At 69.9% G+C, this 13,980-nt stretch carries 10 protein-coding genes; 3 read left to right on the top strand and 7 right to left on the bottom strand.

Going from position 1 to position 13,980, the window contains the following annotated elements; translation table 11 throughout:
- Positions 1-42 precede the first annotated feature (42 nt).
- Positions 43-2,010, bottom strand: coding sequence for a glycoside hydrolase family 127 protein (locus ACYQ8Q_RS05795; protein WP_460062542.1), 1,968 nt, complete (start codon positions 2,008-2,010; stop codon positions 43-45).
- A 262-nt stretch (positions 2,011-2,272) separates the two neighbouring features.
- Between ACYQ8Q_RS05795 and ACYQ8Q_RS05790 the strand changes: the two genes are divergently transcribed.
- Positions 2,273-3,292, top strand: coding sequence for a LacI family DNA-binding transcriptional regulator (locus ACYQ8Q_RS05790; RefSeq protein ID WP_460062541.1), 1,020 nt, complete (start codon positions 2,273-2,275; stop codon positions 3,290-3,292).
- A gap of 361 nt (positions 3,293-3,653) precedes the next feature.
- Here the strand turns inward: ACYQ8Q_RS05790 and araD are convergent, their stop codons facing one another.
- From araD to ACYQ8Q_RS05765, 5 genes are all read right to left on the bottom strand, one after another.
- On the bottom strand, positions 3,654-4,385 hold the full coding sequence (gene araD, locus ACYQ8Q_RS05785) for an L-ribulose-5-phosphate 4-epimerase AraD (RefSeq protein WP_460062540.1): 732 nt from the start codon (positions 4,383-4,385) through the stop codon (positions 3,654-3,656).
- 61 nt (positions 4,386-4,446) lie between these two features.
- Positions 4,447-5,964: an L-arabinose isomerase gene (araA, locus tag ACYQ8Q_RS05780; protein ID WP_460062539.1), complete on the bottom strand. Its 1,518-nt coding sequence runs from the start codon at positions 5,962-5,964 to the stop codon at positions 4,447-4,449.
- A 21-nt stretch (positions 5,965-5,985) separates the two neighbouring features.
- Positions 5,986-7,704 (bottom strand): ribulokinase, encoded by a 1,719-nt coding sequence (gene araB / locus ACYQ8Q_RS05775; RefSeq protein ID WP_460062538.1) that lies wholly within the window; start codon positions 7,702-7,704, stop codon positions 5,986-5,988.
- Positions 7,705-8,267: 563 nt separating this feature from the next.
- Positions 8,268-8,486, bottom strand: coding sequence for a helix-turn-helix domain-containing protein (locus tag ACYQ8Q_RS05770; protein WP_460062537.1), 219 nt, complete (start codon positions 8,484-8,486; stop codon positions 8,268-8,270).
- On the bottom strand, positions 8,486-8,977 hold the full coding sequence (locus ACYQ8Q_RS05765; RefSeq protein WP_460062535.1) for a DUF2975 domain-containing protein: 492 nt from the start codon (positions 8,975-8,977) through the stop codon (positions 8,486-8,488). The genes ACYQ8Q_RS05770 and ACYQ8Q_RS05765 overlap by 1 nt, the downstream gene beginning before the upstream one ends.
- 182 nt (positions 8,978-9,159) lie before the next feature.
- Between ACYQ8Q_RS05765 and ACYQ8Q_RS05760 the strand changes: the two genes are divergently transcribed.
- Positions 9,160-10,167, top strand: coding sequence for a LacI family DNA-binding transcriptional regulator (locus ACYQ8Q_RS05760; protein ID WP_460062534.1), 1,008 nt, complete (start codon positions 9,160-9,162; stop codon positions 10,165-10,167).
- Positions 10,168-10,567: 400 nt separating this feature from the next.
- Positions 10,568-12,298, top strand: coding sequence for a carbohydrate-binding protein (locus ACYQ8Q_RS05755; RefSeq protein ID WP_460062532.1), 1,731 nt, complete (start codon positions 10,568-10,570; stop codon positions 12,296-12,298).
- 75 nt (positions 12,299-12,373) lie between these two features.
- On the opposite strand, the gene ACYQ8Q_RS05750 is transcribed toward ACYQ8Q_RS05755, so the two are convergent.
- Entirely contained in the window at positions 12,374-13,978 is a 1,605-nt protein-coding gene (locus ACYQ8Q_RS05750) for an acyl-CoA synthetase (RefSeq protein WP_460062530.1), read from the bottom strand.
- Positions 13,979-13,980 lie beyond the last annotated feature (2 nt).

Here is a 13,980-nt window from a genome sequence, read left to right as displayed (position 1 = left end):
TCGTTGGCGGGGGAAACAGGTGGTTCGGCGGGTTCGGAGGACTCAGGAGGTGGGGAGCCAGACGCGCATGCTGCCGTCCTGGCGGTTGGCCCACGCGTAGTAGGGGATGGCGATGAGCTCGACCGGGGCACCGTCTGTCTCCGGTGCCTCGCTGTCGGCGGCGGTGTACGGCCACCAGCCCGGGGCGGCGACACCGCGGCGGTGTCCGGCCGCCACCACCGTGGTCACACCGCCCAGCAGGTCCGGGCGGTGTTTCACGGCGAGCGGGCGGGTGATGTCGATGACGATGTCGTCGAGGCCGCCGCCGGGGTGATCGACCCCCTCCAGACAGTGGACGAGGGGGCCGCGCTCGATGGCCACGCAGCCGCGGACGGCGTCCACGCGCGGGTCGGCGACGGTGAGGCGCGGTTCCATGGAGAGGTCGAGGACGACCTGGTCGCCCGGCGACCAGGTGCGCTCCAGGCGCAGCCAGCCGTCGTCCACGGCGGAGTCGTACGTCTTCTCCCCGCACCGCACCCGGAAGTCGCGGCACCACTGCGGGATGCGCAGCGACAGCGTCCAGGGCCGGTCCGTCGGGCTCTCCTCGACGGTGAACGCGATCGTGCCCTGCCAGGGGTAGTCGGTCTCGGCGCGCACGGTGATCCCGTCGGCGGAGTACCTCCCGGTGACGTACTGGTGGATCTGCAGGCCGTCCCCGTCGCCGGAGGCGAGGTAGTGCTCCAGGGAGGCCAGCAGCCGCATCACGTTCGGCGGGCAGCAGGCGCAGCGGAACCAGCGGGTGCGGCGGGCCGACTGGTCCCCGCCGGTGTCGGTGTGACCGTCGCGGACCTGGAGCGGGTTGACGTACAACCAGCCCTCGCCGTCCAGCGACACCCCGGCCAGGAAGCCGTTGTAGAGGGTGCGTTCGATGAGATCGGAGTAGCGGGCCTCGCCGGTGAGCAGGGCCATGCGCCAGCTCCACTGGATGGAGGCGATGGCGGCGCAGGTCTCGCAGTAGGCACGCTCGTTGGGCAGCTCGTACGGGTCGCCGAAGTCCTCCTCGTCGTGGTGGGCGCCGAGCCCGCCGGTGAGATGGGTCTTGGTGGCGGCCATCGCCCGCCACAGTCTCTCGCCCGCCGACCGGAGTCCGGCGTCCCCGGTCTCGGTGGCCAGGTCGGCGGCGGCCGCCAGCAGGTACAGCTGGCGCACGGCGTGCCCCTCGACGTTGTCCGCCTCGCGCAGCGGGACGCGGTCCTGGCAGTACGCCTCGCCGCCGAGGAGGCCGTGGCCGAAACGGTCGACGAAGTAGCCGGCCAGGTCCAGGTAGCGGCGTTCGCCGGTCTCCCGGTACAGCTCGACCAGGGCGGTTTCGACCTCGGGGTGACCGTCGATGCCGTCGATGGGCTTGCCGCTGCTCGGTGGGCCGAAGACGGAATCGATGTGATCGGCGAACTTCACGGCCACGTCGAGGAGCTCGGTACGTCCGGTGGCCCGGTGATGGGCCACCGCGGCCTGGATCAGGTGCCCGGCGCAGTACAGCTCGTGGCCCCAGCGCAGGTCCTGGTAGCGCTCGCCCCCCTTGAGCAGCTGGAACCACGTGTTCAGGTAGCCGTCGGGCTGCTGTGCGTCGGCGACGAGGGAGACGATGCGTTCCACGTCGTCCGCGAGGGAGCCCTGGAGGTCCTCGTGCGCCGGCTGGGCGAGCTGCCAGGACGCGGCCTCCAGCCATTTGTAGACGTCCGAGTCCACGAACGGGTACGCGCCCTCGAACTCACCCTCGGCGGCGCCCGCCACCACCCGCAGGTTGTGCAGATTCCCCGCTCTCTCCAGCAGACCGGGGCCCTGCGGGATGGAGGTACGCGCGTTCACCTCGCGGCGGGTGCTCCAGAAGCCGGCGCGCACCTCGACGGTGGCGGTGGCCAGTGCGGCCTTGGCTCCCGGTCCGAGGCGGACCGGCCCCGTCGAGGTGCCGCCCTGTTCGGGCGAGGCCGAGGAGAGGGCGGAGGGCGCGAGGGAACGTGGGCGGGGCATGGCTCTCCGAAGAGGTAGGTGGGAAGCGGGGTCGGGGACCCGGTGCGCGGGGGGCGTTGCGGCGTCCTGGAGATGACAGGCGGTGCTCCGCCTCTGGGGCCCGACAGGGAAAACGTTTTTCTGCCGGGAAAGGTAGAAAGGCAGGCGAGTGCGCGTCAAGGGGTACGCGCAAGAATTTCCTGCCCCCTCGTCGGGGCTGGCCAGCAGCCGCCAACAGTGTCAGGATGCCCCCTGTCGACATCGTCCAGGAAAAGGATTGCGCGTGACCGTCGTTCCAGGCCCTCCACCTGCCGGGCGGGCGAAGCTCGCGGACGTCGCCAGACTGGCCGGCGTCAGTGTCGGGACGGCCTCCAAGGCACTGAACGGCAGCGGGAGGATGCGGCCGGAGACCCGGCAGCGGGTTCTGGACGCCGTCGAGGAGCTCGACTTCCGGCCCAATCAGCATGCGCAGAGCCTGCACACCGGCCGTAGCTGGACCGTCGGGCTGATGACGACCGACGGCATCGGCCGCTTCAGCACTCCCGTGCTCCTCGGAGCCGAGGACGCGCTCGGAGCCGGAAAGATCTCCGTGCTGCTGTGCGACACCCGTGGCGATGCCATTCGCGAGCAGCACCATCTGCGCAATCTGATGGACCGCCGGGTGGACGGCATCATCGTGACCGGCCGGAGGACCGACCCGCGTCCGCCCCTGAAGGGTGTCGAGCCGGTACCGACGGTCTACGCCCTCTCACCGTCCACCGACCCGGACGACATGTCCGTCGTGTCCGACGACCGGAGCGGAGCCCGGCTGGCCGTCGAGCATCTCCTGGCCACCGGCCGCACCCGGATCGCGCACATCACCGGCCCGGCACACCACGCGGCCGCCGGCGACCGCGCCCGCCACACCGTCGAGCTGCTCGAGCGCTCCTCGCTGGAGCTCGCCACCGGCCGGGTCCACTTCGGGGAGTGGAGCGAGGCATGGGGGCGCCGCGCGGCCGAAGCGGTGCTGCGCACCGCGCCGGACACGGACGCCTTCTTCTGCGGCAACGACCAGATCGCCCGTGGCGTCGCCGACACCCTGCGCGAGAACGGCCTGGACGTCCCCAGCAGGGTGGCGGTCGTGGGCTACGACAACTGGGACATCATGGCTCTGGCCTCCCGTCCGCCGCTCACCACGATCGACACGGACCTCCCCGAGATCGGCCGCCGGGCCGCCCTGCTGCTGCTGGACGCCATCGGCTCGAAGCCGTCGCCCGGCCTGCACACGGTTCCCTGTCGCCTCGTCGTCCGCGACTCCACCTGAGCGGTCGCGAGGGTCGCGCGGGTCGGAGGGTGCCGGACACGCCGGAATCAGCTGCCCGCGGTGCTCGTCCCGTTCCGGTCGGGGGCGGGTGGCCGTGTCCCGGCCCGCGTCCACCGTCCTGACAGGCCTGGCCCTGTGGGGAGACACGAGGCGCGCCCGGGCGCCGAACCGATCGACTGCCCGCGATGTGTGACGCCGGCGAAAACCGCACGGCTGCCCCGTGGGGCGTGCCCGCCGGAGAGGCCGGCCCCGTCGCCCCTGTACCGCCCGCGCTCTCGATGACTCGGCAGCGGGGAAGGGGCGGCCCCGTCGCCCCTGGGACGTCGGTGGGGCCGCCCCAGGGGGCCGAGGATGCCGCTGGTCACACCGCCGCGGTCACCCCGGGCTCCGGATTGCCGTAGTAGGCGTCGGGGCCGTGTTTGCGCGTGTAGTGACGGTCGAGCAGGTGCTGGGGCGGCGGTCCCGCGGGTCCCAGGGCGAGGGTGTGGAGGGCGATGTCGGCCACGGCCTCGCAGATGATGGCGTGTTCCAGCGACCTGCGGGCGTCCGGGCCCCAGGTGAACGGGCCGTGGCCCGCGACGAGGGCGGCGGGGATCTCGATGGCCTTCTGATCGTCGCTTTCGAGCATGTCCACGATGACACGGCCGGTGTTGTACTCGTAGTCCCGCGCGCACTGCTCCGCGCTGAGGTCGGGGGTGCAGGGGACGGGGCCGTTGAAGGTGTCCGCGTGGGTGGTGCCCAGGACGGGGATGTCCCGGCGGGCCTGGGCGAAGGCCACGGCGTGGGTGGAATGGGTGTGAGTGACCCCGCCGATGGACGGGAACGCCAGATACAGGCAGCGATGGGTCTCGGTGTCGGTGGAGGGGCGCAGGTCGCCGCCGACGACCTCGCCGTCGGACAGCCGTACCGTCACCAGATCCTCCACCGTGAGGTCCGCATAGGGAACTCCGGACGGCTTGATGACGAACACCCCTGCCTCCCGGTCGACACCGCTGACGTTGCCCCAGGTCAGGGTCGCCAGGCCGACTCGGGGGATGGCGAGGTTGGCCTCCAGGACCTCCTGCCGCAGGCCGTCCGGGACGGTCGTGGTCATCGCTGCTGCGCTCCTTCTGTGCCGGTCGTGCCGGTCGTTTCGGTCGTGGCGGTCATGGTGGTCACAGGGCCTGGGCGAGGCGGTGGTAGGCGGCGTTCCAGCGGATTTCCCTGGCGAACTGCTGGGACGTGGTGTGCTCGTCGATGGTCAGCAGTTCCACACCGGTCATGGCGGCGAAGTCGCTCAGCGTCTCGATGCCGACGGCGGAGCTGAGCACGGTGTGGTGCGGGGCGCCGGCCATCAGCCAGCTCTCGGCCGACTCGGCGAAGGACGGGCGCGGCTGCCACACCGCACGGGCCACCGGCAGGCTGCGCAGCGGTTGGCCGGGGGCGATGACGTCGACGGTGTTGGCGGTCAGTCTGAACCGTTCGCCCAGGTCGGACAGGCCGACCACCAGGGCGGGGCCGGGAGCGGCGTCGAACACCAGCCGGACGGGATCCTCACGGCTGCCGATGGACAGCGGATGGATCTCGCACTTCGGGCGGGACGCGGCGATCGACGGGCAGACCTCCAGCATGTGGGCGCCCAGGACGCGCGGGGTGCCCGGGCCGAGGTGGTAGGTGTAGTCCTCCATGAAGGAGGTGCCACCGCTCTGACCCAGCCCCATCACCTTCATCGTGCGGAGCAGGGCGGAGGTCTTCCAGTCGCCTTCGCCGCCGAATCCGTAGCCGTCGGCCATCAGCCGTTGCACGGCCAGTCCGGGCAGCTGGCGCAGCCCGCCCAGGTCCTCGAAGTTGGTGGTGAAGGCGGTGAAGCCGCCCTCGGTGAGAAAGGCCCGCAGGCCGAGCTCCAGCCGGGCCGCGTAGAGCAGGGAGTCGTGGCGGATGCCGCCCGGCCGTAGCGCGGGAGCCATGTCGTACGACTCGACATACTCCGCGGCGAGTTCGGCGCTCTCCTTGTCCTTGACCGCGTCGACCACGGCGACCAGGTCGTTCACTCCGTACGTGTTCACGGAGAACCCGAACCGCATCTGTGCCTCGACCTTGTCGCCCTCGGTCACCGCGACATCACGCATGTTGTCGCCGAAGCGGGCCAGGCGCAGTGTGCGCGCGGCGTGCCGGCCGACCGCGGCCCGCGCCCACGCTCCGACGCGGCCCACGACCCTCGCGTCCGTGGCGTGCCCGGCGACCACCTTGCGGTGGATGCCCAGGCGTGCCTCGATGTGCGCGAACTCGCGGTCCCCGTGCGCTGCCTGGTTGAGGTTCATGAAGTCCATGTCGATGGACGACCAGGGAAGGGACAGGTTGTACTGGGTGTGCAGATGCAGGACGGGCCGGTCCAGCGCGCTCAGACCCGCGATCCACATCTTCGCCGGGGAGAAGGTGTGCATCCACACGATCACCCCGACGCAACGGTCGGAGACGGTGGCCTCCTGACACATCCGCCGGATCGACTCCGCGTCCGTGAGGACCGGCTTCCACACGATCCGCAACGGAATCTCCTCCGCCGCGCCGAGTCGCTCGCTGATCCGCTGCGACTGCTGTGCCACCTGAGCCAGGGTGTCGTCGCCGTACAGGCCCTGGCTGCCGGTGAGAAACCAGATCTCCTGGCTGTCGTAGGTCGTGACCGGTGTCGTCATGTCGGGGTTCTGCCTTTCACGTCAAGCGGAATCGGGGAGCGGAGTCACCTCGGCTGCCGGCCGGGACGACGCCTGGGCGCGGATGCGGCGCAGCCGGTGCATGACCTCGTTCGTCCCACGGCCGAAGTAGTCGTGGAGCAGCCGGTATTCGGCGAACAGACGGTCGTAGGCCGCGGCGCGCTCGGGATCGGGCAGATGGACGTTCCGGCGTACCTTGCCCATGGCTTCGGCCGCGACCCGGATGTCGGGATATGCCCCGGCGGCGACCGCGGCGTGCATCGCGGCCCCGAGTGCCGGGCCCTGCGAGGAGCCGATGACGCTCAGCGGGCGGCGGGTGACGTCGGCGTAGATCTGCATGAGCAGTGCGTTCTTCGTCAGCCCACCGGCGATGACCAGTTCTCCCACCGGCACGCCGGCTTCCTCGAAGGCCTCGATGATGGTGCGCGTGCCGAAGGCGGTCGCCTCCAGCAGGGCGCGGTAGACGTCCTCCGGGCGGGTCGTCAGCGTCAGGCCCACCAGCACACCGCTGAGGTCGTGGTCGACCAGGACGGAGCGGTTGCCGCTGTGCCAGTCGAGAGCGATCAGGCCGTGCTCGCCCACCTCCTGCTCCGCCGCGAGGGCGGTGAGATGCTCGTGCACCGTTCGCCCGAGACCCATGGCCCGCTCCGTGTACCCGGCGGGCACTCCGCTCCGGACGAACCAGCCGAAGATGTCACCGACGCCGCTCTGACCGGCCTCGTAGCCCCACAGCCCGGGCAGGATGCCGCCGTCGACGACTCCGCACATGCCGGGCACGGTGCCGAGCCGGTCGGAGTTCATCACGTGGCAGGTGGAGGTGCCCATGATGGCGACCATCCGGCCCGGTTCCACAGCGGCTGCCGCCGGGGCGGTGACATGGGCGTCGACGTTGCCCACGCAGACCGTGATGCCCTCCGGCAGTCCGGTCCAGGCGGCGGCCTCGGCCGTCAGCCGCCCGGCCGGAGCACCGAGTCGGCCGATCGGCTGGTCGAGCTTGTCGGCGACGAAGCCGGCGAAGTCGGGATGCAGGGCCGCCAGATAGTCCCGGGAGGGGTAGGCGCCGTCCTGGTACTGGCCCTTGTAGCCGGCCGTGCAGGCGTTGCGCAGGTACGTCCCGCACAGCCGCCACACGATCCAGTCGGCCGCCTCCACCCAGCGCTCGGTCCGGTGGTAGACCTCCGGATCCTCCTCCAGGAGCTGCAGCGCCTTGGCGAACTCCCACTCCGAGGAGATCTTGCCGCCGTAGCGTTCCAGCCACGGCTCCTTGCGCTCGGCGGCGCGTGCGTTGATCCGGTCGGCCTGCCCCTGGGCGGCATGGTGGCGCCACAGCTTGACGTAGGCGTGCGGGCGCGCGGCGTACTCGGGCAGTTCACACAGCGGCGTGCCGTCGGCCAGGACCGGAAGCATCGTGCAGGCGGTGAAGTCCGTCCCCAGACCGATCACCTGGTCCGGACGTACGCCTGCCTGCTCCAACGCCTCGGGCACGGCATGGCGCAGGACGTCGATGTAGTCGGCGGGCACCTGCAGCGCCCAGTCGGGCGGCAGCGGCGTGCCGTCCGGCAGGTGCCGGTCGAGGACGGCGTGCCGGTACGGGTGCTCCGCCACCCCCAGCTCCGCGCCGTCACTGACCCGGACCACCAGGGCCCGTCCCGAAAGGGTGCCGAAGTCGACCCCGATGACACAGGGAGGGAGACTCGTCGATTCGTCGTGTTCTGCCTGCACCGGCCGTCCTTCACGCTCTCGAAAGGTCTGGGCGAATGAATCCACGTTGTTCGGAATATCGATCAATGGTCGTCGAGATGGGCGCCGGACAGTGGCTGCCGCTCATGGAGAGTCGCGCCAGGCTCGGCAGGGGTGCGCGTCTGCGACATCGTTGAGAAAATGTTTGCTCACTTTCGCTGCGTCATCCTGACTTATCGAGACCTCTACGTAAACCCCCTGGGTGACCTCATCCGGGGTGATCGATTCCGGCGTCTCGTGCGCGCCAGGCAAATGGGCACTTGGGCTGGGCGGACAGGGGAGGGAGTGATGCGCGTCACACCAAGGGATCCGGTCTGCGGTGTCGCAACGCCCCCGCATGGCGACCGGCGTGGTCTCGGCCGCCGGTAGAGAAAGCCTTTTCTCGTGGACTGATCGACAGCACTCTCATCGGATCGGCACCCGGACGCGACGAACCCCGTCCTTCCGTGCGGGAAGGACGGGGTTCGCGGTGGGGAGGGTGCGTGCGCGGGTCGCGGCACAGGCCGGTCGGGTCAGGTGTCTTCCCGCCCGCCCGGGGCATGCCGTCAGCCCACGGTGTCCTCGGCCTCCCAGCGCAGCAGGTCGCCCGGCTGGCACTCGAGCACCTCGCAGAGCGCGGCGAGCGTCGCGAAGCGCACCGCCTTGGCGCGGCCGTTCTTGAGGACCGCCAGGTTGGCGGGTGTGATCCCCACGCGGTCCGCGAGCTCGCCCACGGACATCTTCCGCCGGGCCAGCATGACGTCGATGTCGACGGCGATCGGCATCAGATCACCTCGTCCAGCTCGGCCTGCATCCGCGCCGCTTCGCCGTCCCGTGCGACGGCCTGGGTCAGCAGCATCCGCAGTACGAGCACGATGAGCGCGACTCCCAGGATGGCCACGCCGATCCCGCCCATGATGACGGTGACGCCCGGATCGTCGCGCTGGCCCGGCGCGTTGACGGCCGTGACCGCGAACCACAGGACGGCGGCCGCCACGATCGCGCCGATCACACCGTCCACGTACCGGAAGGCGGCGTGGGAGAACACGGTTCCGCGCCGCACCATCGTCACCAGTCGCCAGACGCAGACCAGGGCGACCTGGGCCGTCGCCATGCCCAGGACCGTGATCACGCGCAGCGGGGTCAGGGGGAGCGATCCGTCCTCCGGGTCGTTCCCGCTGACCAGCACCCACATCATCAACGCCTGTACGCACACGGTGCCGGCGAGCACCACCACGAGCACACCACGCAGCGCATACACCGTCAGCTTTCCCACGGCTCGTCCTTCCATCGAGTTGCGATGGAAACCTATCGAGATTCGATAGATTGAACAAGTGCTGGGACTGAGGGCGCGCGGCGGTTTCGCATCGGCCGACCGCCCGGCGACGGCCGGCGCGCTGCGGACGGATTGCCCGCGGCCCCGTGCCGGTCCCGCCCCTGACCTGCCACAATCAGCGCATGCAGTCAGCCCGGGCAGTGACCCTTACCGAGGTGGCGCGCCGAGCGGGCGTGTCACTGACGACCGCGTCCAAAGCCATCAACGGTCAGGCAAGGGTCTCCGACGAGACGCGTCACCGCGTACTCAAAGCCGCCCGTGAACTCTCCTACACGCCCAACCGCATAGCGCGCAGTCTGATCACCGGGCGCAGCGGGACGGTCGGGCTCGTGGTGGTGGACAGCCTGGCGCAGCGGTTCGCCCTGCCGATCCTGCTCGGTGCGGAGGAGGCGCTCAGCGAGATCGATCTCAGCATGATCATCAGCGATGCCCGCGGTGACGAGGCGCGGCTCCTGCAGATCGTCGACCGCTTCCATCAGCGCAAGGTCGACGGGGTACTCGTCGTCGGGGACAACAACGCGCCCACACCGAGGATCGGCCGGATCGACCCACCGGTTGCCTATGTGTACGGGGAGACCGGCGGAAACGATGTGGTGCATGTGCCGGACGACCTGGCCGGCGCCCGGGCCGTGACGGAGCACGTCCTCGACCTGGGCCGCCGCCGGGTGGCGGTGATCACCGGCCCGGAGTCCGGGCGAGCCGTCGTCGAACGTATGAAGGGCGTTCACGCCGCTCTGCGGGCGCGTCGGCTCGAGCTGGCGCACGGTGTCCTGCACACGCGGTGGTCGCAACGGTCGGGGCGGGCCGCCGCCGAGCAACTGCTGACGCGGGTTGCGGACGTCGACGCGATCATCTGTGGTTCCGATCAGCTTGCCGCGGGGGCGGCGGAGGCCGTGTGGGCCTCCGGCCGGAGCGTGCCCGACGACGTCGTGATCACCGGATACGACAACTGGCCGGTCTTCGCCCTGGAGACGGATCCGCCGTTGACGACGGTCGACCTGAACCTGCAGACGCTCGGCGCGGCGGCCGTGCGCGACCTCTTCGGCATGATCGACGGTGAGCCGGTCGGGGGCGGTGTGAGGCTGCACGCCTGCACCTTGGTGGTGCGGGAGTCGACCACGCCCTGTTGACGCCTCGTTGACGCCGTTGCCCCGCGTAGGCGCGCAGGGCCCTGCGGTCATGTGAGGAAGCGTTACCTCATCACGTGCCCCCGTCGACGGTATGTGGGGGTCCGACTCTCTTGACAGCGCTCTCACCTTGCGGAAATATCGCCGCAACATCGGCTCCTCCAGAGTCCACGGTGATCTGGCCATTCTGAAGCCCCAGCCCCCGAGTGACCCTCTGTGAGGCTGTGATCTCCCCCCGCGCTGCATCGCCGGCAAGGCGGACAGCAATGAGGAAGCGCTTCCTCAAAATCCCGCACTTGGCGTATTTCTTGCAAGGGAAGGACCCTCTGTGCTCCGGTACACCTCCATGACGCGACGCCCCAGACCGGCGTCGTCGCTCTCGCGCAGGACCCCACCGTCACCCGTGCAACGCGGTGGCCCGAAGCGCCGCACGGCGGTCACCGCCGCGATGGCGTCGCTGACGGCGCTGCTCGGCCTCTTCACGGCGGCCCCGGCCCACGCCTCCGGCAACACGCTCACGGTCAACGTCGGCACGGTGGTGCGGCCCGTCACCCATGTGGCGGCGGGCGGGCTCTACGGTGTCGACACCGGCACCACCCCGCCGCTGAGCCAGCTGTATCCGCTGCACGTCAACAGCTTCACCCAGCCCCCACCGGGCACCCAGCAGCTGGGCAACGGGGCGACATCGCCGTGCTGTGACGCGCTCCTGGTCGGGAGCAAGATCATCAATGCGGGCGGCCAGCAGTACGTCCGCCTGCCCGACATCTTCAGCAGCTTCCCTTACAACTGGGTGAGCTGGGACGACTGGGAGTCGAAGGTCCGCACGATGGTGCAGGCCCGGATGAACGCCACCGGCACCACGAACATCGCGGGCTACGAGATCTGGAACGAGCCGGACCTGAACTGGACGACCAGCACAGGCGGTAACGCGGGCGCGTTCAACGACGCGTGGACGCGCACCTACGCGGACATCCGGGCCATCGACACGAGCACGCCGATCGTCGGGCCGGGCGAGAGCAGCTACAACCACGCCTGGATGCTCGACTTCATGCAGAACGCCAAGAACACCAACACGGTTCCGACGGTCGCGGTGTGGCACGAGCTCGGGAACCTGGGCTACCAGAACATCCAGGCACACGTCGACGACTTCCGCGCCATCGAGACCTCGCTGGGCCTCTCGCACCGGCCCATCTCGATCAACGAGTACGCGTCCCCGAGCCAGGTCGACCAGCCGAGCATCGGCGTGCACTACATGGCCTCGCTGGAGCGGGCCGGCATCCACGACGCCGAACGCGCCTACTGGTACGAGGCGGGCACGATGAACGGCCTCCTCTACAACAACCAGCCGACGGCGTCCTACTGGGCGTACAAGTGGTACGGCGACCAGTCCGGCAACATCGTCGAGACGGTTCCCCAGTCGTACCTCGACGGTGTCGCCTCCTACGATGCCAGCCGCAAGCAGGTCAACGTGGTCTTCGGCGGCGACAGCGGCGCCAACACGGTGAAGGTGAACGGCCTCGGCGTCCTGGGTTCCCAGGTCAGCGTGACTCTCTCGCGCACCGAGAACACGGGCCGCACCACGAACCAAGCCGCCCCGGTGACCGTCTCGACCGCGACCTACACGGTCGGTTCGGACGGCAGCATCAGCGTCCCGGTCAGCGGTATGGACGCCGTGAAGGCGTACCAGCTGCTCATCACGCCGACGTCGGGCACGCCGACCTGGCAGCAGACCTACGAGGCGGAGAACGCGACGGTCGTCAACGCCAACCGGCTGAGCTCCTCCAGCGCCTCGAACGGCGGCTACGTCGGTCAGATCGACAACAAGACCGACATGCGCAACGACAGCTTCGTGGACTTCCTCGTCAACGTCCCCACGGCACGCTCGTACACGATGACCATCAAGTACGCGAACGCGACCGGGGCCAACTCCACCCAGGGCCTCGCCTACAACGGCGGCGCCTGGTCCAGTGTCACCTACCCGGCGACCGGTTCCGGCTGGGGCAACCCGACGGGCACCGTCAGCGTCAACGTCAACCTCAACGCCGGCTACAACATGATCCGCCTCGCGAAGGGATCACCCGGCTACTCGGGAGGCACCGGGTACGCCGAACTCGACAACATCACGCTCTCCTGAGAGGGCAGGGGATCCGAGGCCGGGCCGTCCCGCACCGCGGGACGGCCCGTTCCCCTGCCGGTGTCCGCAGGGGCCTCAGTCCACGGACATCCAGGGGGCCCGTGCCCCGGTACGCAGTTCGCGCTTGAGGATCTTGCCGCTGGCGTTCTTCGGCAGCTGCTCGGCGAACTCGATGTGCTTGGGGGATTTGAAGCCGGCCAGGCTCTTGCGGCAGTGCTCGACGAGTTCCTCGGCGGTCGCCGTCTCGCCCTGCCTCAGGACGACGACGGCGGTGACCGCCTCGATCCACTGAGGATGCGGAAGGCCGAAGACGGCCGTTTCGGCGACGGCGGGGTGCTGGTAGAGGATTTCCTCGACCTCGCGGCTGGCGACGTTCTCTCCACCGCTCTTGATCATGTCCTTCTTCCGGTCGACGACCGTGAGGTAGCCCTCGGCGTCCACCACGCCGAGGTCGCCGCTGTGGAACCAGCCGCCCGCGAAGGCGTCGTCGGTCCGCTCGGGGTCGTTCCAGTAGCCGAGCATGGCGTGCGGACTGCGGTGCACGATCTCGCCGATCCGGCCGGGCGGCACCTGGCGGTTGTCGTCGTCGACGACGATCGTCTCGACGTTGAGGCCGGGCCGTCCCGCCGAGCCGGCCTTGCGGACCTGGTCCTGCGGCTTGAGGATCGTGGCCACCGGGGACATCTCGGTCTGCCCGTAGAAGTTGAACAGCCGGACCTCCGGCAGTCGTTCGCCGATCTCCTTCAGGACCTCCACCGGCATGATGGAAGCGCCGTAGTAGCCCTTGCGCAGCGAGGACAGGTCCCGCTTGTCGAAGTCGGGGTGGCGCAGCAGCGCGATCCAGACGGTCGGCGGACAGAACAGCTTGGTCGCCCGCTCCTCCTCCACCGTCCGCAGGATCGTCTCGGCGTCCGCCCCCGGCAGCACGATGTTGGTGGCGCCGAGGTAGATGCCCGGGGTGAGGAAGCAGTGCAGTTGCGCGCAGTGGAACAGCGGCATGGCGTGGATCTCGATGTCGTCCCCGCTCATCTCACCGTCCACGACACAGGTGACGTACTGCGCCAGGAGACTTCGCGCGGAGAGCATCGCGCCCTTGGGGCGGGACTCGGTGCCGCTGGTGTAGATCAGCTGCGCCAGGTCGTCGTCGCCCACGAAGACGTCCGGAGCGGTGGGGTCGTCGTACGCCGTCCAGCTCTCGACGGACTCCCAGCCCGCCGGTGCCGGCGTCCCGCTGTCGGCGATCACCCCGCGGACCGTGACCGCGGCGGCGAGGGCGTCGTCCTCCCGCAGGGCCTTTTCCGCCACCGGCAGCAGGGCGTCCTCGACGACCAGACCCGTCGCGCCGGAGTGGCCGAGGACGTAGCCGACCTCGCCCGCCGTCAGCATGAAGTTGACCGGCACGGACACCGCGCCCAGTCGGGCGAGAGCGAAGTAGAGCACGACGTAGGCGTGGTTGTTGTGGCTGAACAGGGCGATCCGGTCGCCCCTCGTGACACCGCGGGCGGCGAGCGCGTTCGCCGTGCGGTTGACGGTCTCGTCCAATGCCGCGTACGTCTGCCGCAGATCGCGGTGGACGACCGCGGTACGGTCCGGGACCCGGGCCGCCGAGCGGCTCAGCAGGTCGCCCAGAGACGCGCTGCGGACCCGGGCGATCCGTCGGCTGAGTTCGTCGTTGAACATGT

It is taken from the genome of Streptomyces sp. YKOK-I1, assembly GCF_054660435.1.
The sequence above is the reverse complement of the archived record's forward strand: the minus strand, read 5'-3'. Positions and strand labels throughout refer to the sequence as shown.

Excerpts from the sequence above, each read along its gene's own strand:
- ACYQ8Q_RS05770 (WP_460062537.1), bottom strand. The coding sequence starts at position 8,486 with ATGCCGATCGCCGTCGACATCGACGTCATGCTGGCCCGGCGGAAGATG.
- araA (WP_460062539.1), bottom strand. The coding sequence starts at position 5,964 with ATGACGACACCGGTCACGACCTACGACAGCCAGGAGATCTGGTTTCTC.
- ACYQ8Q_RS05760 (WP_460062534.1), top strand. The coding sequence starts at position 9,160 with ATGCAGTCAGCCCGGGCAGTGACCCTTACCGAGGTGGCGCGCCGAGCG.
- ACYQ8Q_RS05750 (WP_460062530.1), bottom strand. The coding sequence starts at position 13,978 with ATGTTCAACGACGAACTCAGCCGACGGATCGCCCGGGTCCGCAGCGCG.
- araD (WP_460062540.1), bottom strand. The coding sequence starts at position 4,385 with ATGACCACGACCGTCCCGGACGGCCTGCGGCAGGAGGTCCTGGAGGCC.
- ACYQ8Q_RS05795 (WP_460062542.1), bottom strand. The coding sequence starts at position 2,010 with ATGCCCCGCCCACGTTCCCTCGCGCCCTCCGCCCTCTCCTCGGCCTCG.